At 45.7% G+C, this 23,399-nt stretch carries 20 protein-coding genes; 14 read left to right on the top strand and 6 right to left on the bottom strand.

The features are described 5' to 3' along the window. The first annotated feature begins 102 nt into the window (after positions 1-102). From AC4MRV_RS02880 to AC4MRV_RS02840, 9 genes are all read left to right on the top strand, one after another. On the top strand, positions 103-768 hold the full coding sequence (locus tag AC4MRV_RS02880) for a GntR family transcriptional regulator (RefSeq protein ID WP_491185915.1): 666 nt from the start codon (positions 103-105) through the stop codon (positions 766-768). Between the two features lie 46 nt (positions 769-814). Continuing rightward, the gene (locus tag AC4MRV_RS02875) at positions 815-1,579 is read left to right on the top strand and encodes a transcriptional regulator (protein ID WP_491185914.1); all 765 of its coding nucleotides are present in this window, start codon (positions 815-817) and stop codon (positions 1,577-1,579) included. A 278-nt stretch (positions 1,580-1,857) separates the two neighbouring features. Continuing rightward, positions 1,858-3,468: a peptide ABC transporter substrate-binding protein gene (locus AC4MRV_RS02870; protein ID WP_491185913.1), complete on the top strand. Its 1,611-nt coding sequence runs from the start codon at positions 1,858-1,860 to the stop codon at positions 3,466-3,468. Positions 3,469-3,545: 77 nt separating this feature from the next. Continuing rightward, positions 3,546-4,466 (top strand): oligopeptide ABC transporter permease OppB, encoded by a 921-nt coding sequence (gene oppB / locus AC4MRV_RS02865; RefSeq protein WP_491185912.1) that lies wholly within the window; start codon positions 3,546-3,548, stop codon positions 4,464-4,466. A gap of 10 nt (positions 4,467-4,476) precedes the next feature. Continuing rightward, positions 4,477-5,406, top strand: coding sequence for an ABC transporter permease subunit (locus AC4MRV_RS02860; RefSeq protein ID WP_491185911.1), 930 nt, complete (start codon positions 4,477-4,479; stop codon positions 5,404-5,406). Between the two features lie 9 nt (positions 5,407-5,415). Further along, positions 5,416-6,405 (top strand): ABC transporter ATP-binding protein, encoded by a 990-nt coding sequence (locus AC4MRV_RS02855; protein WP_491185910.1) that lies wholly within the window; start codon positions 5,416-5,418, stop codon positions 6,403-6,405. Between the two features lie 9 nt (positions 6,406-6,414). Next, positions 6,415-7,413 (top strand): oligopeptide/dipeptide ABC transporter ATP-binding protein, encoded by a 999-nt coding sequence (locus AC4MRV_RS02850; RefSeq protein WP_491185909.1) that lies wholly within the window; start codon positions 6,415-6,417, stop codon positions 7,411-7,413. Further along, entirely contained in the window at positions 7,410-9,197 is a 1,788-nt protein-coding gene (locus tag AC4MRV_RS02845) for an aminopeptidase P family protein (RefSeq protein ID WP_491185908.1), read from the top strand. Before AC4MRV_RS02850 ends, AC4MRV_RS02845 begins: the two co-directional genes overlap by 4 nt. 230 nt (positions 9,198-9,427) lie before the next feature. Continuing rightward, positions 9,428-9,958 (top strand): hypothetical protein, encoded by a 531-nt coding sequence (locus AC4MRV_RS02840; protein ID WP_491185907.1) that lies wholly within the window; start codon positions 9,428-9,430, stop codon positions 9,956-9,958. A 92-nt stretch (positions 9,959-10,050) separates the two neighbouring features. Here the strand turns inward: AC4MRV_RS02840 and AC4MRV_RS02835 are convergent, their stop codons facing one another. The 5 genes from AC4MRV_RS02835 to AC4MRV_RS02815 form a co-directional block, all read right to left on the bottom strand. Further along, positions 10,051-12,144, bottom strand: coding sequence for a methyl-accepting chemotaxis protein (locus AC4MRV_RS02835; RefSeq protein WP_491185906.1), 2,094 nt, complete (start codon positions 12,142-12,144; stop codon positions 10,051-10,053). A gap of 976 nt (positions 12,145-13,120) precedes the next feature. Next, on the bottom strand, positions 13,121-15,664 hold the full coding sequence (locus AC4MRV_RS02830; RefSeq protein ID WP_491185905.1) for a collagenase: 2,544 nt from the start codon (positions 15,662-15,664) through the stop codon (positions 13,121-13,123). Positions 15,665-15,987: 323 nt separating this feature from the next. Beyond that, positions 15,988-16,446 (bottom strand): YaiI/YqxD family protein, encoded by a 459-nt coding sequence (locus tag AC4MRV_RS02825; RefSeq protein ID WP_491185904.1) that lies wholly within the window; start codon positions 16,444-16,446, stop codon positions 15,988-15,990. Positions 16,447-16,479: 33 nt separating this feature from the next. Continuing rightward, positions 16,480-16,803 carry a heavy metal-binding domain-containing protein gene (locus tag AC4MRV_RS02820; protein WP_008074390.1) on the bottom strand — a complete coding sequence of 108 codons (324 nt, stop codon included), beginning with the start codon at positions 16,801-16,803 and terminating at the stop codon, positions 16,480-16,482. 28 nt (positions 16,804-16,831) lie between these two features. Further along, positions 16,832-17,428 carry a TetR/AcrR family transcriptional regulator gene (locus AC4MRV_RS02815; protein ID WP_491185903.1) on the bottom strand — a complete coding sequence of 199 codons (597 nt, stop codon included), beginning with the start codon at positions 17,426-17,428 and terminating at the stop codon, positions 16,832-16,834. 246 nt (positions 17,429-17,674) lie between these two features. Between AC4MRV_RS02815 and AC4MRV_RS02810 the strand changes: the two genes are divergently transcribed. The 5 genes from AC4MRV_RS02810 to AC4MRV_RS02790 all read left to right on the top strand — a co-directional run bounded on the left by AC4MRV_RS02810 (position 17,675) and on the right by AC4MRV_RS02790 (position 22,813). Next, the gene (locus AC4MRV_RS02810) at positions 17,675-18,541 is read left to right on the top strand and encodes a TonB-dependent receptor (protein WP_491185902.1); all 867 of its coding nucleotides are present in this window, start codon (positions 17,675-17,677) and stop codon (positions 18,539-18,541) included. Between the two features lie 9 nt (positions 18,542-18,550). Next, positions 18,551-19,672: a BamA/TamA family outer membrane protein gene (locus tag AC4MRV_RS02805; protein WP_491185901.1), complete on the top strand. Its 1,122-nt coding sequence runs from the start codon at positions 18,551-18,553 to the stop codon at positions 19,670-19,672. Between the two features lie 11 nt (positions 19,673-19,683). Then, positions 19,684-20,772, top strand: a complete 1,089-nt coding sequence (locus AC4MRV_RS02800) for a DUF4056 domain-containing protein (RefSeq protein WP_491185900.1) — start codon at positions 19,684-19,686, stop codon at positions 20,770-20,772. Positions 20,773-21,159: 387 nt separating this feature from the next. Further along, positions 21,160-22,464, top strand: a complete 1,305-nt coding sequence (locus AC4MRV_RS02795) for a dicarboxylate/amino acid:cation symporter (RefSeq protein ID WP_491185899.1) — start codon at positions 21,160-21,162, stop codon at positions 22,462-22,464. A gap of 133 nt (positions 22,465-22,597) precedes the next feature. Next, positions 22,598-22,813: a TIGR02450 family Trp-rich protein gene (locus tag AC4MRV_RS02790; protein ID WP_491185898.1), complete on the top strand. Its 216-nt coding sequence runs from the start codon at positions 22,598-22,600 to the stop codon at positions 22,811-22,813. 44 nt (positions 22,814-22,857) lie between these two features. Here AC4MRV_RS02790 and AC4MRV_RS02785 read toward each other — a convergent pair whose 3' ends face one another. Beyond that, entirely contained in the window at positions 22,858-23,397 is a 540-nt protein-coding gene (locus tag AC4MRV_RS02785; protein WP_491185897.1) for a phosphatase PAP2 family protein, read from the bottom strand. Between the last annotated feature and the right edge of the window lie 2 nt (positions 23,398-23,399).

The raw sequence follows: 23,399 nt of genomic DNA, 5'->3' as shown, positions 1-23,399 counted from the left end.
TCCCCCAAAAAAACGCTGACTTAAGAATGGAAAGTCGCAATCCCACTCACCAATGGTATATTGAATACAATTTATTATGATTTAGATACACCGGAGACTGGGATGTCGCAAAAACCTGTTTTTAAAACTCGTACACAGTTAGTCGAAGAAGCGATTCGAACCAAGATTCTTAAGGGCGAGTTAAAAACCGGACAGCCATTACGTCAAGACGCATTGGCAAAAGAATTTAATGTAAGCCGAATTCCGGTACGTGAAGCGTTGATGCAACTTGAAGCTCAAGGACTCGTTAGCTTCGAAGCACATAAAGGCGCCACAGTGACGGAGCTTTCACCCGACAAAATAGATGAACTGTTTGAGCTCAGAGCCGTTGTGGAGTGCCATATTCTCGAGCGCGCGATTCAGAATATGACCGATGAAGATCTCGCAAGAGCGAACGAAATTCGTGCAAAATTCGATGACTTGGTCAATCGTGGTGATGAAGTCGAAGAGTGGAGTAACTACAACTACGAACTACATAGAGCTCTCTACGCTCCGGCCAATATGCCAGAAACAATGGATGTGATTTACAACTTAAACACCAAGTGTGATCGCTACATTCGAATGCAATTACTGTTTACCGAAGGCACTGAGAAAGCGGATAAAGAGCATAAGGCACTGCTCGAAATGTGCCAAAATCGCGATATCGAAGGCGCGAAATATATGCTTAAAAAGCACATCCTTGAAGCAGGTGCTGCAATTCGGGATCTTCTGCTAGAACGTCAAAACTAACCACAGAATAAAACGACACTACTCTGGAAATAAGTGAGTACCTACTATGCATATAGGCCCAGAATTTTTGCTTGCTGCGATTCGCCAAAAGATTCGCGATGAAGGTCTGTGTTACAGTGCGCTTTCCGACAAGACCGGCGTACCACTTTCAACAATTAAGCGGCATCTACATAACCCAGCATTAGGTTTGGATAAGATCTTAATGTACACAACTCATCTCAACACCGATCTGATGGAGCTGTCGACACTCGCAATCCAGATCCAACGAGACAATGAGCAATTCTTATCGGATGAACAAAACGCTCTGTTTGTAGAGCACCCCTACTTGCTCGACTTCATCTACCTGGTCACGTCATGTAACCGTTCACCCAAAGAGATAGCTGAAGAGTATCAACTTTCCGATACCAGTTTACGCTTCTATTTAAGCATCGCAGAAATCTTAGGTTATATGGAAAATCACGGAGATAAGATTTTCTATCGCTCAGGTCGACGTTTCATCATGGAAGAAGGTACTGAGTTAGATACCTTATTCAAGCGTCGCTTTGAAAAAGTCTCCATGGCACACGACACTGTTTCACAAGTTTGCCAAGCCCGCGTTCGCCTGACCGCAGAGCAGAGACTTAAATTAGAACAAGAGATCGACCAGAAAGTGAGTGAGATGCATGCGGCTAATTGTGCCAATGAAACTGGAGAGCTCACCAATGTGATGTTTCGAAACATCCCAGGCCAACAGATTTTCTTCGCTGACACTCTGCCAGAAATTACAGGCGATTTGCTTAAAGAAGTCTCCTGCAGATTTCGTCGCCAATAAGCGCTAATAGCCCATTTCATTTTGCTGTGATCGATGAGTGATTATTGGTTAATAATCACTCAAATTTTATTCAGGTTCAGTTTTTAAGACCAGCAGTCTTTGTTTTTGCCACCTTGTTACAAGCATGTTAAATATTATTTGTTGAGTCGTTTTATACAATATACATTCCTCATATCCCCTTAGTTATCTGTGTTAGCCACTCATGCCGTTTGAACTGCTAACGCCCCTCTCAGACATTCACTAAGGGGCCACTCCGATAAGGACATAACGAGGAAGCTATGAAAGCAAAAAAATTACTCGCACTCAGTGCAATCGCAACCGCCCTTTTCACGGGTAATGCCCTAGCCAAACCTTACCCAGCAGGGACACAACTCGCTGAAAAACAAGAAATTACGCTAAACAATGGTGCAGAAGTTACGTCCATTGACCCTGCAAAACAGGCCGCCGAGCCCGCATTTAACTTGGGCCGTGACCTTTTCGAAGGCCTCACCATCCAAGATAAGCAAGGTAAAACGATTCCTGGCATTGCCAAAAGTTGGAGTGCGAACGACAACAATACGGTTTACACCTTTACACTACGTGAATCTCAATGGTCGAATGGCGATCCTCTAACCGCACACGACTTTGTATATAGCTGGCAGCGCCTGATTGATCCAGAAACCGCATCACCATACGCTTGGTTTGCAGCGATTCCTGGTATCAAGAACTCAAACAAAATCATGAAAGGTGAAGCTTCAGCAGATACCCTTGGAGTAAAAGCCATTGATGACTACACTTTTGAAGTCACTCTTGAAAAGCCAGTTCCATTTTTCATCAAACTACTTAGCCACCCAGTACTGGCTCCTGTACACCAAGGAACCATCGAAAAACATGGCAGTGCTTGGACGCAGCCGAAAAACATCGTGACCAACGGCGCATTTACCGTGTCTGACTGGAAGGTCAACGAGAAGATGGTCATGGTTAAAAATGACAAATACTGGGATGCTGACAACGTCGTCCTTAACAAGGTCACCTGGTTACCTATTGGCGATGCAAATGTAGCTCTAAACCGTTACTTGGCAGGCGAAATTGACCAAGCGCTTGCGATTCCTGCCGCTCAAAAATCAAAGCTGTTGAAAAAATTCCCAGAGCAAGTCGCTGATACTAGCGCTTCACTTGGTTCAACGTTCTACTACCTAAATACGGAAAAAGGACCAACTCAAGACCTTCGTGTTCGTCAAGCTCTGTCATACTCTATCGACCGAAATATCATCACTAAAGCGATTGTGAAAAATGGCGGTATTCCAATGTTTACTTTGGTCCCACCGCAAACCGATGGCTTTAAAACGCACACACCTGAATTTGCTAACTGGACGCAAGCGGAACGCAATGCCAAAGCGAAATCGCTGATTAAAGAAGCTGGCTTTAGTGATAGCAACCCACTCAAGCTCACGTTTACCGTACCAACCTTTTCTAACGATGTGAAAATGGCAACGGCGATGGCAGGTATGTGGAAAAGCGTGCTTGGCGTTCAAGTTGAGATCATTCAGCTAGAACCTAAAGTGTTCTATGCGCTAAAAGATCCAGGCAACATCAGTCGCGGAGGCTGGACAGCCGACTACAACGAAGCATCAACCTGGCTAGACATCTTTGTCTCAACAGGTGAGTACAATGATTCGAATTACAACAACGCTGATTATGACCGTTTGATGGCTGAATCTAAGAGCCTGAGCGACCCTTCAGCAGAGTACATCGCTGCAGAAAAACTTCTTATTGAAGATATGGCGATCATTCCAATGTACCGTAGTGGCAACGATAAATACTTGATTAAAGAGTATGTCGGTGGCTATGAGCGTACCAACCCAGAATCCTCTTATTACCGCAAGAATGTTTACGTGAGAGCCCATTAATTGGGACTGTTTGCCCGGACCTACGCGCTTCTGTGTCCCTGTAGGTTTCGGGCTTTTTTCTAAGGAAAGGATACGTCATGTTGTTGTATATTCTTCGCCGCTTGCTGATCGCTATTCCAACGCTTCTCTTCATTGCGTTGGTCTCATTTTGGTTAATGCACATCGCTCCTGGGGGCCCATTTGACATGGAACGCCCAATGCCAGAAGTGGTGAGAGCCAATATCGAAGCCAAGTTTCACCTAAATGAACCCTTCATTATTCAGTTTTTCATCTACATTGGTAACTTTATCCAAGGCGACCTGGGGCCTAGCTTCGTTTACCAAGACTTTACGGTAACTCAGTTGGTTGCTCAGTCGTGGCCTGTTTCAGCCGTTTTAGGTGTGATTTCATTTTCCATATCGGTACCGCTAGGCATGATCCTTGGCACCATCGCAGCGCTTAACCGAAATGGCAGATTAGACTACTTACTTATGTCACTCTCGATGACTGGCGTAGTGATTCCCGCCTTTGTATTGGCACCTGTTCTGGTAACAATCTTCTCTATCCACTTAGGACTACTTCCGGCAGGTGGTTGGGAAGGAGGAGAGCTGTCTTTCCTCGTTCTACCAGTACTCAGTTTGGCTATCGGCTCTGTCGCAAGTATTGCAAGGGTAATGCGCGGCGCAATGATTGAAACGCTGAATCAGCCATACATCCGCACTGCAAAAGCGAAAGGTTTATCCACCAGCTATATCCTATTTCATCATGCGCTGAGACCATCACTGATTCCGATTATCGCTATGTTAGGCCCGAGCTTTGTCGCGGTGATCACCGGGTCAGTCATCATCGATATCTTCTTTGGTACAGGCGGTATGGGCCAACACTTTGTCTCAGGCGCACTCAATCGCGATTACGGGCTAGTGATGGGAATCACTCTAATCGTGGCTGCGTTGACCATCTTCTTTAACTTGGTGGTCGACATTTTATACACCGTCATCGACCCACGCATTCGTATATAGGAGGTAACGAATGTTAACCAAACGCATAGACGCCAAAGAGCTGGCTGATCAAATGAGCTCTAATATCGAAGCCGTTGAGGGGCGCAGTTTATGGCAAGATGCTTGGACGCGCTTTCGCCAAAACCGTGCGGCGATGACCTCGGTATACGTATTAATGTTCATCGTATTGTGTATTACTTTCGGCCCTCACTTGGCAGCCTTTGGCCACGATGAAATCGACTGGAATGTGGTCGTAGACCCTTATGAGTTAGGCAAACCATCCATCAGCTCAGGGCACTACTTTGGTACCGACGATCTAGGACAAGACCTGTTTGCGCGCACTATGCAAGGTGGACGCCTGTCGATCATGGTTGGGTTTATGGGGGCGTTGGTTGCGGTACTTATTGGCACCGCTTGGGGCGCGCTCTCAGGCTACATGGGTGGGTTGGTCGACAGCACCATGATGAGAATTATCGAAGTACTCGACTCGGTCCCTTTTATGTTCCTAGTCATCCTATTTGTCACCCTATTTGGCAACAATATCTATCTGATCTTTGTCGTAATCGGCATGGTCTCTTGGCTGGGCATAGCGCGGGTCGTTCGCGGCGTTACCTTTAGCATAAAAAAACGTGAATTCATTGAAGCTGCCCATTCTATTGGTGTATCCCGCTTCACCATTGTTCGCCGTCACGTACTGCCGAATGTGTTGGGTATTGTTATGGTTTATTCCTCTTTGATGGTGCCGGGTTTTATCATGTTCGAATCATTCCTGAGTTTCCTTGGTTTGGGCGTTCAGCCACCAGACACCAGTTGGGGAATATTGATATCTGAAGGTGCTAAAACCATTGATGTCGCGTTATGGCAACTGATGTTCCCATCTCTGTTTCTGGTGACCACCCTATTCTGCTTTAACTTTATTGGCGACGGCTTGCGCGATGCGCTTGACCCCAAAGATCGCTAAGGAGCCACGATGAGTATCTTATCTATTGAGAACATGAATGTTCGATTTAAAACCCCAGATGGAATGGTTCAAGCAGTCAGTGATTTATCTTACTCCGTCAATAAAGGCGAAACGCTAGGCATTGTTGGCGAATCAGGCTCAGGCAAAAGCCAATCTGTTTTTGCTTTAATGGGCTTAACCGCTGATAACGGCGTGGTGACAGGTAAAGCAAATTTTCACGGTGAAAACTTGCTCACGATGTCCAAAAAGCAGTTAAACCACATTCGAGCTGAAAAAATAGGCATGATCTTCCAAGATCCCATGACGTCACTGAACCCGTTCATGAAAGTAGGTAAACAGCTAGCTGAAGTGTTAATGATTCATAAAGGCATGAGTCGTCAAGATGCAGAAACCGAAGCCATCGCGATGCTTGATGCCGTACGGATCCCTTCCGCCGCTACACGAATGAGTCAATACCCGCATGAAATGTCTGGCGGCATGCGTCAGCGAGTCATGATCGCCATGGCATTGTTGTGTAAACCAGAGCTGCTGATTGCCGACGAGCCCACAACTGCCCTTGATGTTACGGTTCAAGCGCAGATTTTATCTTTGCTGCGAGAGCTCCAGTCTGAGTTCAATACTGCCATTTTGTTGATCACACACGACATGGGCGTAGTGGCTGAAATGTGCGACCGAGTACTGGTGATGTACGGGGGACGAAAAATGGAGGAGTCCGACACTGACTCAATTTTTGATTCTCCTGCCCATCCCTATACGCAAGGTTTGCTCAAAGCAATTCCATCCATCAGTGAAGATATGGATCGTTTACCAACCATTCCTGGTAATCCGCCAAGTGCGTTGATTCACAATAAAGGCTGCCCATTCAAAGAGCGTTGTAGTCAATATCGACCAGAATGCAGCGCGGTTATGCCTCAGTTTAAATCGATTTCAGCATCACAAGGTTTGGCTTGTCATGTCACACCAATCAATACCGTGACACCAATTGTTCGCAGTGCCTAGGAGGAAGCCATGAAAAATAAAGAAATACTGCTTTCAGCGCGCGATTTAAAAGTGCATTTCCAAATCAATAAACACATATTGCCGAGCAAACGTAAAATCGTTAAAGCCGTCGATGGTATTGATCTCAATGTCTACCGGGGTGAAACCCTTGGCGTTGTTGGCGAGTCTGGCTGTGGAAAATCGACCTTAGCACGAGCACTTTTGCGCCTTATCGAACCCACTGACGGAGAACTGTATTGGAAAGGCGAGAACATGCGTGGCTTTGGTAAGTACGAGCTTGCCGCCCGTCGCCGAGAGTTTCAGATGGTTTTTCAAGATCCTTCAGCCTGCTTAAACCCTCGCTTAACCATCTCAGAGTGTATTGCAGAGCCATTACTCACTCACGAGCCACATCTTAGCCGAAAAGAAGTAGAGTCTCGCGTCATCGCAATGATGGATAAAGTCGGGCTCCTCGCAAGTCAGCGTAACCGTTATCCCCATGAGTTTTCAGGTGGACAGTGCCAACGTGTAGGCATAGCACGAGCGCTAATCTTAAAACCCGACTTAGTGGTGTGTGATGAACCCGTCAGTGCACTGGATGTTTCAATTCAAGCGCAAGTCATTAACCTGCTGGATGACTTAAAGCAAGAGATGGGATTAACACTGGTCATGATTGCGCATGATCTCAGTGTCGTCAGACACATCAGTGATCGTGTGATGGTGATGTACCTAGGAAAACCAATGGAAGTGGGTCGCTACGATAAAGTCTTTGATGACGCACAGCATCCATATACCAAAGCCCTGTTATCCGCAGTACCTATCGCTCACCCAACGCTGGCTAGAAATCGTGATATCCAGCTGCTACCAGGCGACTTACCATCACCAATCAATCCTCCAAGCGGCTGTGTTTTCCGCACTCGTTGCCCAAGCGCTACCGAGTTATGCGGTCAGCAAAAGCCAACACGTAGTGGTCAACCAGACCACCATATTTTCTGTACACATACTCTGCTAGGAAACCCGTCACTATGACTTTAACCACTGTTTCAGAGCGCTTAAGCGCCCTTAGAGAAGGCATGAAAGCACAAAAGTTTGATGCTTATATTGTCACCAACAATGATCCCCATACAAGTGAGTACTCTGCAGAATACTGGTTAGCTAGACAATGGATATCTGGCTTTACTGGTTCCGCTGGCGATGTTGTTATCACGCCAGATGGAGGTGGATTATGGACTGACGGCCGTTACTATATTCAAGGTGCAGAGCAGCTCGAAGGTTCCGGGTTAACGCTATTTAAAGCTAGGCTACCTGAAACACCGACGATCCCAGAATGGCTGGCTGAGACATTGCCTGAAAACGCCGTTGTCGGAGTGGATGGACGCAGCATCAGTAAATTATTCTTTGACCAGCTGAGCAAGGCTTTTGCTAAAAAATCGATCCAATTGGTCGTCGAACACGATTTAATTAGTCCAATTTGGCCAGACCGACCAAGTCGCCCAAAAGCGCGCTTATTTAACCACCCAATCGAAGTAGCCGGTCAAACAACCTCCGAAAAAATTGCCCAACTTCGTCGTTATTTAACTTCCCAAGAAGCCGACGCATTGCTTATCTCAACCCTAGACGACGTAATGTGGACACTGAATATTCGCGGTGGGGATACCGCTTATTGCCCAATTTCGGAAGGTTACTTATTGATTGAACAAACCAGTAGCCGCCTGTTTATCGATAGCGACAAACTCAACCCTGAAGTGGTTGCCGCGCTTTCTGAGCATCGCATCCATTTACATGATTACGAGCACCTTTGCACTGCGCTTAACTTGCTCGCAAGTGGCAGTAAAGTCGTTTATAGCGCTAAGTACTGCGACAGTTTATCTGTCAGCCAGATGAGAGCCGATCTCACCCTAGTCGATATGCCTTGTCCAGTCACCGACATGAAATCGCAGAAAAACGCGACTGAGCTAAAGAGCATGGAAGAGACGTTACGCAAAGATGGCGTAGCCATGGTTAAGTTCATGAAATGGCTTGATGATCAGGTACCAAGTGGCCAAGTCACCGAGCTCAATGCTGAACAAGCCTTAATGAGCTTTAGGAAGCAAATTGACGACTATGTTGGTGAGAGCTTTCGCACCATTGCAGGCTTTGCTGAGCATGGTGCAAAGATGCACTATGCTGCAGACAGTGAAAGTAGCTCTACCGTCAATGAGTCGAGTTTCTTCCTTGTCGATTCAGGTGGCCAATACCCAGGTGGCACCACAGATATTACCCGAACGTTCCACTTTGGTACGCCTACTGCTCGAGAGAGAACGGACTACACCTTGGTTCTAAAAGCCGTTATACGCTTAACGCAAACACGATTTATGCAAGGATCAACCGGCGCAAATCTAGATATCATGGCCCGTGGTGTACTTTGGCAACATGGCATCGATTATAAGTGCGGTACAGGTCATGGTGTGGGTATGTGTTTGAACGTACACGAAGGACCGCAAAATTTCTCACAAAACCCTGCAGAAGTAGCGCTAAAACCCGGTATGGTGATCACAAATGAACCGGGTGTCTATCGCGAAGGTGTTCATGGTGTTCGAATTGAGAACATAATGAAAGTGGTTGAACTGGAGCAAAACGAGTTTGGTAAATTCTATGGTTTTGAGACCATTACCCTCGCACCAATTGCAACTAATATGCTGGAAAAATCCATACTCGATAGCAGTGAAATTGAGTGGCTGAACCAATACCACCAGCGTTGTTGGGAACAACTGTCTTCCGATCTTAACGATGAAGAGCAAGCTTGGTTAAAACAAGCAACTCAAGCGGTATAGTCCAATAACTCAGGTACGCACAGTGCGTACCTGAGTTCTATAAGGTATACAAAATCGTATCCGCGTGAGAGAAAATCTCACAAATAAGATCATCTAAATTATCCAAAATTCATCTCACACTTCTCTACAGCCACTGAGGTTTTTACCCTCGCGCTAATTTATAAATATCCATCAAAATATTCACACCAACAATACCAATTAAAATCAGTCGCTCGCACAAGGATAAATTTATGAAACACTTAGCGTTAGTATTTGCCGCATCACTTACACTCATTGGGTGTTCTAGTAACGACATCAATAATGCAGTAAACGATGGAGTCAATGGCGCAATCAATGGTGTACTTGGCTCTGTGGGCGGTAGCAATGGCAGCGTTGTAAAGAACGGTAAAAGCTACAGCATAGAGAAAGAAACCATGTATACCACCGATGGTAAGCGCATGAAGAAAAACTACGGCTCAATCACGCTCACAAAGACTGAAAAGAATCCAAAGTCTAAGACACGCCTTTTCCTAGAAAGCTGCAGCCACCCACGCATTGGCTCGCTCAACTGCGAAGGTTACATCTATGAAGTCACCAATGAAGGCTGGTTGGTCGATCAAGCAATAGCGTTCAATACCGGTTACAAAAGTGATATTTCTATCGCTTCTGGTACTTACTACTTCAAAATAAAATCAAGCGGGACCGGTGACAGCTACTACGTGGCAAATGAAGTAACAATCACGCCATTTGTCACTAACTACGTATCGCTCAATCTAGAATAATCTAATCAAGCTGTATTAAAAAAAGCGCTAAAGTATCCTTTAGCGCTTTTTGTTTTCTCCGACGAGTTGCTTGGCTAATTTAAAACCTTCGCTTAGATTTTAAACTTACCTAACTCCACCTGTAAGTCCGCCGCTTTAGTAGACAGTTCACAGCTGATATCAACCGATGACGTCATGCTGTCCATCACTTCCATTGCGGTGTCATTAATGATCACAACATTGCGATTGATCTCTTCAGAAACCGAGCTTTGTTCCTCTGCAGCAGAAGCGATTTGATTGTTCATATCATTAATCACTTCAATGGCTTGATTAATCTCCACTAAAGCAAGGTGGGCAGCTTGAGTCTCTCCTTTAGTATCTTCAGCTTGCTGTTGGCTTTCTTGCATCAAAACAACGATAGCCTGAGTTTCTTGCTCTAATCGAGCCAGCATTGCGCGAATTTCTTCAGTGGAGCCTTGAGTTCTGGTTGCCAGGTTTCGCACTTCGTCAGCAACGACAGCAAACCCTCTACCCGCTTCGCCAGCACGTGCCGCCTCAATAGCCGCATTAAGAGCAAGTAAGTTAGTTTGCTCAGCGATACCGCCAATTTCGCTTAAAATGCCCTGAATCGCCGCGCTTGATGCCGCTAGGTTTTGCGTTTGGCTTTGGGCGTTGTTTACCTGAAGTGCCAAGGCATCAACCGCACTCGCCGCGTTATCCATTCGCTCCATACCATTGAGACTATTGCTTTGAACCTGATTTGCTGCCGTGGCCGCTTGCACCGCAGAATTGGCCACTTCTTGTGCCGTTGCGCTCATTTCATTGATTGCGGTCGCCAACGAATTCACTTCATTGACTTGAGCATTGAGCTGAGTTTTTGACTGCTCTGCTCTTGCTTGCCCTTCGTTGGCACTGTTGTCGACTTCATTTGCGGTCGTCATTACAACACGCAACATGTCCTGCATACGACCTAGGAAGGTATTAAACCAATGGGCCAGTTGAGCCGTTTCATCTTTACCTTTAACTTCAATTCGGTAGGTAAGATCACCTTCGCCTTGGGCTGCATCTTTAAAGCGCTCAACCAAGTTGGCTAAAACTTTTCCTAACGAGTTGGCGATAAGTGCCATCGCTAGAATGCCGATAATTGCAGCGATGATGCCCGCCCAGACACCTTTCTCCAAGGCCATCGAATTTTGATCAGAACTCCAACTCTCGTAATCCGCGACACTTTTCTTTAGCTTGCTAGTAGGAACAGATACCATAACAACCCACGGCGCATCCGTTGTATTGACAGAGGTAATGGCATATTCCTTATCGCCAATCGTCGTAATCCCGATATCACTGCGTTTCGCCTGAGATTGAATCTCTCCCCATTTAGACCACAGTTCTCCACCGACTCTTGCGCCAACGGAGTGCTCATCATTGGTATTGGCAAGTAACGCCCCTTTCCAAGATGCGATAATAATATTACCCTCACCATCAAACAGACTCTTTGCCAGCATCTCGCTTTGGCTTTGGAGTTCATAGAGAGCAAGATCAAAACCCAGGGAACCGATGATCTTGCCATTCAGTTTGATCGGTTGGCTAATCGTGGTGATGAGCTCTTCTTTGCCGCGAACTGGATACATGTACGGTTCCATAACGAATGTACGGCCAGTTTCAAATGGGACAAGGTGCCAATCGTCTTTGCGCTCGCCATTACTGTTTAGCTCGGTATTGCTAAAGCTTTCCATCGCGACGGCGTCAAATCCCTGATGGGTGTTAGGAGAAAAGAATGGCGCGAGATAGCCTTTGCTGTTAATTGCCTGGCTTGCTCCCGATTCTGATGCGAGGTCCCACGTTTTTTCTTCCCAAACCATATACCCGGCAAATACGGCTTCGTCTTGCGTTTCTAAAGCTGCGATAAATTGGTTTACGATGAGATCGGCGCCAGCTCCAGTTTCAGCACTCAGTTCAATGATTGATCGAGCTTGGTCGAGATTAGATAAGACAGGGTTTAGATTACTGGAAATGGTTTGTCCCTGATTCAACGCCGTCGATTTTAGATTGTCGATTGTGCTTTGTGTCAGCTGAGCTTTCACTCGCTCTGTGATTTGCTGATTGACATCACTAAACGCGTTGGTTGTCATCCCCATAGCGATGAGTAGGGTAAAGGCCATCGCCGCCCCTGCACTAACGGCTATCTGCGTACGTATACTGTTAAACATGAATGCCTCGAAATGGTCGCCTGTTGGCAAATATTACAAATAGAAATAGGCATTGAATTATATAGAAGAGAAGTGAACAGAATATGCCATCAAATGAATATCTTACTTAAAGATATGAATAAAAAGTGAACAGCAAATCTCAATGCCCCATCGACACTTTCTTATGATACACCATTCTTAAGGTGGAAACTGTATCAAAGATAGACAGCGCGGAAAGCGTGAATCCGTAACCCTTTGTATTTAAATAAATATTTTTTAATGGATATAAAGGTTGGTTGGATGAGCTCGGATTATGGCCGCAATTCGATAAGCCCCTTGATGCAAACGAATCACTTTTACGAAATGAGCTCGCAATCACAAAAAATTTATATTGTTCGGTTTGATCGCTTATAGATAAACCAGCCACAAAAAGTATTCTGTTTATCGAGTATGAACATGAGGGGCCATTCTTGCTCATCTATAGGTCAATAATCCATAAGTGAGCACTGTTTCAGAAACGTATTACATTGGGGAAATGATGTTTAGGCAAAATGACCTGAGCAGTCAGGAACAAGTTTGAAGAAAAATAATGGCCGATTGAGTGACAGATCATCAACCGACCATTGAGCATAGACTCGAAAACATAATTTCTCTAAACGTATGCCACGCAAGAGAAGTTACCAACGGTACAAAGTGATTTTGAACATTAGTCGCGCTTGCTTAAGTTTTGTGCACATAGCATTACCTACAGCCACAACCCTTAATAAGGCTAAGTATCAACAAGAAAATAATAGCAATAAATTAAGTGACTTACTGTAAGGCTATGTAAGGGAAAACATGTATCGACCATTCATGCGTACACACCTCTGCCGCGAATTTGTTGCGCGACGTTTAAGATTGAATTTACATTGTAAATTGGCGCTCTTTACCAATGTAGGATTCAAAAAACAAAAAAGCCCAGCAATCGCTGGGCTTTGAATAACTGCATAAACTCTAACTACTGACGACAACCAGCAGTATCAAAGTCAACCACAAGGGCTGCGTTTTCGAACTCGCCAGACACCTTGAGGTAACCCCAATAATTAGCCTGACCAACGATAGTAATGCATTCCCCATTGCCAGGGTTGGCAGACCAATCATGCAAGTTTGAACCATAGCTATTTGGCCAGCCGAAGTTACTGTACTCAAGCTTCAGATCACCAGTCCCGTTAGCCGAAGTGATCGACATAGTGCGGTATTCGTTAACAGCAGGAATTGCCAACCAAATAGGTGACTGACTTGCCAGACACACAGGTTCACCTGCGGTTAGCTGGCCACCGCTGACTTTAGGACGAACAGCACAATCTTGCGGGAGCAAGTTATTGCCACCATTCGACGCCTCAATAACGGTAATACGAGCATAGGTGCTTGCCGTTAATCCATCATTATCGGTCACCGTTAGGCGGATCGTGTAGTCACCCGCACTGCGGAATTGGTGCGTCGGATTGGCCTCGACACTTGTCGAGCCGTCGCCGAGCTCCCAGAAGTAACTGACAATTTGACCGTCTGAATCCGTGCTACGTGAGCTGCTGAGTGTAATTGTTTCATCAACTTTTGCCTCGCTTGCGACTACTATTGCTGCAGTTGGAGGAGTCAGTTCACCACCGCCTCCACCATTCACCAATTGTTGCTGCCATTGTTCAAATTCGGTTTGATATAAGCTCGCCCATTGGGTAATTGTCGCCTTATAAGCAGACCAATTACCTTGGCGAGTTTCTGCTAGCATCGCGTTCACATCATCCATGTGGCGTTCAAACATAAAGCGTACTGCTAGGTAACCCCATCGATAAATACGGTCAACATCAAACCCGTCGTAGGTTGTTTCAAAGATTTCCCCAAGCGTATAAGTCGACCCATCCATGATGGTTTCTAATGCGCGAGGATTGTTATCCTCATTTGCAACATACTCAGCGACACCTTCCGCCCACCACACGACTTTCTCCGTTGGGTGATTGAACCCGCCATACAAATCAAATCGACCATCTAGATAGTGAACGTATTCATGCTCTAAGTTCCAGACAAAGTGATCCGCATTCGCGTAAGAGGCTTCATAAGCTATGAAATTGGGAATATTGCCCGGAGTGCCTGGCTCACCTTCTAGGTACATACCGCCATTGTTGGTATCAATATCAAAAATAGGCCCCGCGTATTTCCCATAGTCATCATCGCTATCAAAGATGTTCACTTGTAACTGAATATTGTGATCATCAGGAACTGGTACTCGGCCTGTTTCTAGACGCTGATGGAAATAACCTTCTTCATATCCCATCTTGCCACATGCTGCACGGTGCTGATCGGCGGTCATATTTTGAGAAAGAATACGGATGCTGTCGCTACAGACGTAAGTTTGGGATAAAACCAGTGATTTGAGCTCTTGTTCAAAATTACAAATCCCGAATTCAGAACACTCAACATAATAGGAAGACGTATCTGCGGTCGCTAGCCAAACACTGTCTCCGTAACCATACATCTCGTATTGACTAAAGATCTGACGAACTTTGCTCGTGACCATAGATTCAATTGAAGTGCTCTTATATTGAGTGAAACGACCAAGCTCTCGACCTGCATTCGCGGTCATAAACTCATCATCTTGGCCGATAGATTGGCGATTTAAAGCAAAACGCGATAGCGCATCAACAAGACCTGACTGAGAACCAATTCGAGCTACAAACTCATCGTTCCACTGCCCCCCAAATAGAACCGTAAATACGCCGTTAACAGCATTACGCATATACCAGTTCTGAGCGTAGCTTCTGTCCCAACGGTTTAGCCACTCTGTCACCACGCCTAAATATTCATGCTGCAGGCCAGCACTATCCATGGTGGTAATCACCTCCCCCAGAACCTTACCGTGTGCATCACTGTTTTCATAAAAGCTGCCGCTGTTCACAAATGAATCAACTGCTTCTTTCACTGCTGGCTGAACCCAAGAAGCGAAATTGATGCTGTTGTCATAGAACTCAGCGTAATAGCCGGCACGAAGGTATAAAAATAGCGCTTCAAGATCATCGCTACCACCACCTCTATACGATCGAGATAACGAAGAGGTGTGCTTCGCGACTTGGTACATGTTGCTCGAACTGAATGCCGTTTTCTGGATGTCACTCGATGCTGAGAAAAGCTCATTAACACATTCAGCGCCTTGACCTGTGATTTGGCCAATCAAAGTAGAGCTACTGTTGGTGTTAAACGCATTTACATCACATGGCAATGTACCTGAACCTTCTGCGCCTCTCATCGCAGAAACACCGGCACTCATGGTGGTCAACGGATTAACCGCACTGCTGTCTTTCTTTGCCTCAGGCTTTGGCTTTTTAGGCAGGGATTTTTTTGGTGAGTATTGAGGCTTTTTGTTCTCAATACCATGTTGGACGGCGTGGTCATGATCATGATCGAAATGTACCGCTCGGTCGACCACTTGTGGAGTAGGTTCACTAACAGCGAAAGCGTGCATGCTAAATAGCGCGCCTACCACTGCGACTGTTATTTTTTTAAGTTCCATCTTAATAACTCTCGTTAAGTTCGTTGATGCGCTGTTCATCAGCGCTTCCAACTTAACTGCACAAAAATGCAGCAAGCACTTTCAATCTATGCCTTAAAAATCAAGAGTTAAACCGAGGATTTTTCCAGTCTCAAGAAATAATACTCAAAGTCCCAAAAGGTCAAACGTTACACTTTTGTTAATGAATTATTGTTGAATTGAGATCTTAATTACATTTTTTAGACAAGCATACGGTACTTGTTTTATAACCAACTATCGTAGTAACCCTGAAATATGGAACAAAAAAAAGGTCATGTAACATGACCTTTAATATTCTGAATAGCCTAACTTTGCGCTCGCTGCCATTGCACTAACCACTTATCTAAGTGATTGGCAAACTGCTGCCTATCGGCTTGACTGAGCGGGGCGGGGCCACCGGTCTGAATACCACTACTGCGCATGGTTTCCATGAAATCGCGAATATTGAGCCGAGATTTGATGTTTTCTTTAGTAAACATTTCGCCACGTGAACTCAATGCATGGCCACCTTTAGTAATCACCTCGTCCGCTAGGGGGATATCACTTGTGATCACTAAGTCACCAATTTGGCAACGTTTCACTATTTCATTGTCCGCAACATCAAAACCCGGTTGAACCTGAAGCATGGTTACTTTAGGAGAAGCTGGAGTGCGGATAAACTGGTTGGCGACCAAGGTCACCTCTACTCCGGTTCGCTCAGAAGCTCGGAATAGAATGTCTCTTACCACGACAGGACACGCATCCGCATCAACCCAAATTTTCATACTTCAGTTCCTAAATAAATAATTGCAGTGGTATTAGACCTTAAATTTCACCGCAGTACCACTGACACTCACCATCATCATACTGCCACCGCTACCAATCACTTCGTAATCGATATCGATACCAACAATACCATCTGCCCCCAGTGAACGCGCTTGTTCTTCCATTTCCTGAAAAGCAATTTCACGTGCTCGGCCCATTTCACGTTCATACGCTCCAGATCGACCACCTACTACATCGCGGATCGCACCAAACATATCTTTAAAGATGTTAGCTCCTAAGATTGCCTCACCGACGACCACGCCCAAATAGTGCTCGACTGGCTTCCCTTCGACGACCGATGTCGTTGTCTTAATCATCACGCTCTCCTTCATCAAAGCTTGGCTACTAACAGCGGTAACCTTCTAAAAACAGCTGCAAGATATCAGCAATAAGCTGTGTTCTGCGCTCGGTAGACGGAACTTCATGGTTCGCCACCAGTTGAGGCCACATAAAGTTTCCATTCATCAAACACATTAGCATATTGCTCATTTTGCTTGGGTCTTGCACTTTGAGTTTGCGATCTTGAATCGCATCAGCAAACCACTGTTCCAGCTTTTGGTCATGATTGTGCAGCTGATGAAGATACTTTTCCGCCAGTTCTGGCGCTCGAATGAACTCGCCGATCACCATTTTCGCCAGAGGCATGCCAAAGTCGAAATAGAGAAAGTCGAGCTTTTTGTTCAAATAGTCCGCCAATTGCTCTTCGATAGAGCGACTTGGGTTATAACTCAGCGTTAGTGCCGCATCTCGAGTATCTAGCGCACTTTTTACCGCGTCGAAAAAAAGCACTTCTTTGCTGGCAAAATGTCGATATAGAGTCCGCTTCGAAGTCCCCGCCCGTTCACAAACACGATCCATATTGGCCGCAGAAAAACCATATTCAATGAATTCACTTTGCGCGGCTTCAATTAGAGCAATTCGCTTCTTCTCAGACAGTTTCATGTACGGTTATTTCCCTCTTCAACACGTTGGGCGCGGATTATAAGCGACAACTATAAAAAGTATACTTAAAAGTTTACTTTTAAAAATTGAGGAGTATGATGCGCTCACTTTTTTAGAGTCTGTATCTTCTTTGACTCACATAGGAACGCTTAGAGGTTCTCTTAGCGGCTTGATTACTACGTAACTCCTCGCGCCAAGGCTTCAATCTGAAGCGCAGAGCTCTTGTTACACGCATTGATGTACACTATGAAACGCAGCTTTTTTCTCCTTACTGCTTGCAGCCTATTCTCTTCTTACGCTTGCTCTGACTCAATTTCTCTGCCGATTTGGAAAGAGCAAGCCCAAGCCCTAGGCTATGAACTGCCAAAACCAATTGGCTTCAACCTTAGCTATATGGGGATGCAACAAGGCATCAATGTCGACTCTATCGCACTCAATAATTTGAAAGTCGGTCAACCATTTCTCGATAAATTGATCGATAAGTACGCCGACATAGAAATGGAAGCGGAACCAGGAAAACAAGTGACCAATGTCGTTACTCTGCGCGCTGATGTTTGGCTATTCCCATTTCTAAATTTGTACGCTCTAGCAGGTAAGCTTGACGGTTACTCAGAAACAGACGTCAACGTATCAGTAGGGCTAAAAAACACATCCAAACCATTAATGACAACTAAAATTGATAGCTTTCAATTGGATCTTGACGGTTATACGTTTGGCGGAGGCTTAGTACTCGCCGGGGGGACAGGTAACTGGTTTAGCCTCGTTGATGCAAGCTTTACCCAAACCACATTAACCGTTGTTGATGGAACCATTGACGCCATTGTTGTCTCACCTCGTGTTGGTTATGACTTTCATCAAACAGGTTGGCCGCTACGCGTATGGGTGGGTGGCATGTACCAAAATGTGGAGCAGTACCTAACAGGATCGATTGCAGACCTTGGTGGCAGCTTTGCTGGCCTTGAAGGGCAGTTCGAAGTTAAACAGCACCTCACTTCCCCTTGGAATAGCCTCGCAGGTTTTCAATATCAGTTGAGTCCGAGTTGGTATGTGCTCGGCGAAGCTGGCTTTGGCGAACGACAAAGCTTTTTTGTCTCGCTGGATCGCCGCTTTTAAGGAGTGAGTATGAAAGTTAGTTTTGGACTAGTGATCACTAGCCTCCTTTTGACTCCTTCGGTCATGGCAACTGAAAAGAGCAGCGACTGGCTAGAAGATATTCTGACCAAACTAGGATCAAGTGAAAGCGTCGACCACAGTAAGCTTATCGATTGGGGTGTACTTCCGGGTCCATTTGTCAATCCAGAGCAAGGATTTGGCATTGGTATCGCTGCCGTCGGTTTATACACACCAAGTAACTGGCAAGCGAATGATCCATATTCCACGTTAACCGTTACATCGTATGGCTCAACCTCTGGATCCTATGGGGTTGGCGTAAACAACCGAACCTATTTGCAGCAAGATAAACTCCGCCTACTTGGCGAAGCGTGGATCAGCCACACTCCTGGTTATTACTGGGGGGTTGGGAAAGAAGCCGCAGAAAGTGACACAAACAAAACTCAGTATCAGGGCCAACGATTACTGCTCAACCCTAAAATAGCCTATGAGGTCGGAGACAACTTCTACGCCAAAGCTGGGGTTAAATGGCAATCTTTTAGCCAGATGGAAGACGTTGGCGACAACCCGCTTCCAAGCGCACTTGATGATTCAACAGCCAGTGGGGTAGTCATCGGGTTTGAATATGATACTCGTGACTTTGAGCCAAATCCGCAGTCGGGTGAGTTTATTGACGTCGAATGGATCGCGAACCGAGGCTCACTAGGCAGTGATCAAAGTTATGATCACGTGACCGTCAATGCTCGTCGCTACACGCAAATAGACGATGACACCATTATTGCGATGGAAGTTTATTCGCAATCAATACTCGGCGACGCACCTTGGTTTGATTATGCCCAACTGGGGGATGACGAGCGTATGCGCGGTTACTATCAGGGGCAATACCGTGATAAACATCAATTGTCGACCCAAGTAGAGCTACGCCACACACTATCCGGTCGTCATGGAATGGTCGCATGGCTCGGGGCAGGTAATGTCGCGCCAAGTTACCAAGCGTTATTTGATGAGAAATGGCTACCTACTGTAGGCATAGGTTATCGATTTGCGTTCAAGGCTAGGATTAACGTTCGTATTGATCTAGGGTTCGGAAAGCAAAGCACCGGTTTTTATTTCCAAGTAAACGAGGCATTTTAGAGGAGCCCGATTTGAAAAAGACAGCACTACTACTGTTAGCGTTACTGAGTGTTAACACCCAAGCTGATGAGCTGAAAGCACCTGTTGGTGTTAGGCCGTGCTGTGCGTTTGGCGTTGACCTTAAAGCACAGTTAGGAAAAGTACCTGTCCCTTTCTTCTCATTGGAAAACGTAGTTAACCGTGATGAGGTGGGTACCCATCACTATAATGATGGCAGTACGTCAGTTTCTGGTAGCCTTCTGGGGCTAGCTGATGAGACCAATGGCCTAGTCTTTACCCAACTGGGTGGCTTTATCGATACCGCGCACGTGCGTGATACCGCTGATTACACCTATTACCTGTTTAAACTCAATCAGCGCTACTTAGGTACGAACCACCAAATCGACCTGCCCGCAGAGCTGCGGTTACGCCGACTAAGCTGGCACCAACAATCCAAGCTTCTCACAGCCGAACAGAAAGTGCGTTACAGCGCCGAAGCAGCAGCGTTGACTGCATTTCGCTTAGCGCAGTGGCATGAGATTGCTCAGTGGTTTGGTATGGTTTCGGTTGGAGGTTTTGATGAACTCGCTTCCGCATTCTCATCAGAAGATCTTTATTCGAATATGCTCGGAGCCAAGTTGGCGAAGCAGATCTTAGTAAACCAACCAGACTTAACTGCTAAACAGTTTGGTGTGGCGATGGACAAAGCGGTAAGTCAGACGCTCATTGAACTGAAAGCAGTGTCTAAATCCATTAGTAAAGAAATAATTGAACAACTGGATGGCGTTTGGTGGGACAGCTCAAAAAGGCTACCAAACAAGTGGGCTGTTATCTACCGTGATTACCATCTTGGGCTAGAATTGACGCCTCACTATCCAGGATCAACGCACCCATTGAGCCTCACTAACAAATTCGTTGATAACCAATCAATAGAAGAGTGGTTAACACTAAGTTTAGTCGCCGCTGATGAGGAAGAGGCGTTTACTGCACTACCGCAGCAATACCGCGAAAATCCTCACTGGGGCAGTCAAGATTTTCAACCCCTTGCTGATTTTTCCAAGCGCATGGACAGCCAGGCAATGCGCGAGCTAAGGATTAAACCAAACCCCATTAATGATTGATTGGTACTTAGAGCAAGCTGAGTCATTGAGCTTGGCTTGCTGCAAACCACTACTCATAAACGACTGCACATCACAATAGACTGCATAACTCCTGACTATATATGCACTTTTTCATGTTAGCCACTGCAATATGCATCCACTTTCTCAAGTAATGAGAAGTAACAAAGTATTAATGAGCAGCATTTTGCATGTTAAAGATGATAACCAACAGGATATTCCGTTAATCATACTGGTTAAAAATTAGTTAAATAACACAAAATACCAGTGATTAAGATCACATCTATAAATCGATACCTCTTTTTTGCTTTCTGAATTATCAACTCGCCTGCTAACCTCCTGCACGCCTTGAAGTGAACTCAAGGTGCATAACTATAAGGAGTGTTCACTATGAATACCAAGAAACCGATGTCGCTGACTAGCCGCGTTATTCTAGGCATGGTCGCGGGTATCTTGACAGGATTTGCAATTCGCACCCTCTTTGCCGACAACGGATTTGTCGACACATATATCGTCAATGGACTGTTTGAAGTTGGTGGACAAATTTTCGTCGCCAGCTTAAAGATGCTTGTAGTCCCACTGGTGTTTGTTTCACTTGTTTGCGGTACAAGCTCGCTTAAAGATCTCTCTACACTTGGTCGCATGGGCGGCAAAACCCTCGCGTTTTACGTCACCACAACCGCTGTAGCGATTACGCTTGCCCTAACGATGGGTAACTTATTCCAGCCAGGAGCTGGTGCCGATCTTACGGCAGCAAGCTCATTCAAATCAGCGGAAGCGCCATCACTAGGTCAAGTGATCATCGATATGTTCCCGACCAACCCAATCAGTGCTATGGCCGAAGGTAAAACACTTCAAGTCATCGTATTTGCGGTTCTGTTTGGCATTGCCATCAGTGCTGCGGGTAAGCCAGGTGAGCGTATCGCAGGCTTCTTCTCTGACTTAAACGAAGTCATCATGAAGTTGGTCGCTATTTTGATGAACCTAGCGCCATTTGGTGTGTTCTTCCTGATGGCGAAGCTGTTTACCGGCCTTGGTCTAAGCGCAATCATCAACCTAGCTGAGTACTTCTTGGTTCTTGCGGGAACTTTAGTTCTACACGGCCTAGTCACTTACAGCGTGATGCTAAAAGGCTTCACTGGTCTTAGCCCAATCACCTTCTTGAAGAAGATGGAAGACGCGATTATGTTCGCTTTTTCTACTGCCTCTTCAAATGCGACCATTCCAGTTACCATGGAAACTGCGAAAAACCGCATGGGTGTAGAAAACCGCGTATCCTCTTTCACTGTACCATTGGGTGCAACGGTGAACATGGATGGCACAGCAATCATGCAAGGTGTAGCCACCGCATTTATCGCTCAAGCGTTTAACATCGACCTAACCATGGGTGATTACCTAATGGTTATTATGACTGCGACTCTAGCTTCGATTGGTACAGCGGGTGTGCCTGGTGTTGGTCTGGTTATGTTGGCAATGGTACTAAACCAAGTTGGCCTGCCACTTGAAGGTATCGCTCTTATCATGGGTGTTGACCGTCTACTGGATATGATTCGTACCGCGGTAAACATTACTGGTGACAGTGCCGTGACTGTGATTGTAGCTAAGTCTGAAGGTGCGCTTGATGAAGAGCGTTTCAACGACCCAATGGCTGGCGTTAAAGAAGAAGAAGTGCATCTTAAGCGTCAAGAAGCTTAACGCACATCTCTCCTCTCAATAAAGCAAAAACCAGCGGCAAGCACCGCTGGTTTTTTTGTATCTGAACCACGCCAAGCATTCATTCGTATCAAGGCTAGTTTTCTTAAATAAACCATATAACTAAAGGCCTTTCATGAATCGTATTAACCCGGCGAAGCTTCACAACAGTAAGTGGACAGCCATCAAGCCAGAACATAAAGAAAAACACTTTTTGGTTTCAGAGGTTGAGTTTGATGAAGAGGGAGCAGTGATTATCTGCACCCTTGAAGCAATCATGTCAAAAAACGAATACTCCATTGACTGGAGAGATTTGAAAAACAGTGAAAAGTGGCAACAAGGATGGCGGTAAGATCTCGGCCGTATCAAACTCCACTAGCTGCTCGTTCAATATCTCTACCAACTAAACGCGACATTTACTCCTGCTCCTTGACTGGTAGCCCAAGGAATCACCTGTACAGAACTATCGTAAGCTTCAGTGAAGAACCAACCCGTCGCAATTCCTAGCGCTGCACCTGCTGCTACATCACGCCAATAGTGTCTTTCTGCTTCTACTCGACCAACCCCAACTAGAGTTGCGATACCGTAAGCAGGCAGACCAACCTCCCATCCGTAGCGCAAGTGTAAGGTGGTGGCTGAAGCAAAAGCATTTGCCGTGTGGTTTGACGGGAAGCTCTTGTTGTCACTGCCATCAGGACGCTCTGCATCAATGGTATTCTTACCAATCAATCCAATCCCCGATGCAGTACCAATACTGAATCCCGCTTGCTTAAAGCCTTCCCAATCTCCCTTATAGAGAGGAACCGCAGCAGCCACACCAACGAGACCGTATGCACCAATATCACTGAATGTTTCCCAGTTATCTTTGCTGCTCGCTTGAACGTTGAATGTCAGAGCAAGGCTAGTAACCAAAATGCTTGCGTGTTTAAACTTCATGG

The sequence above is a fragment of the Vibrio sp. genome, from assembly GCF_984391705.1.
This window is presented reverse-complemented; position numbering and strand designations above follow the sequence as displayed.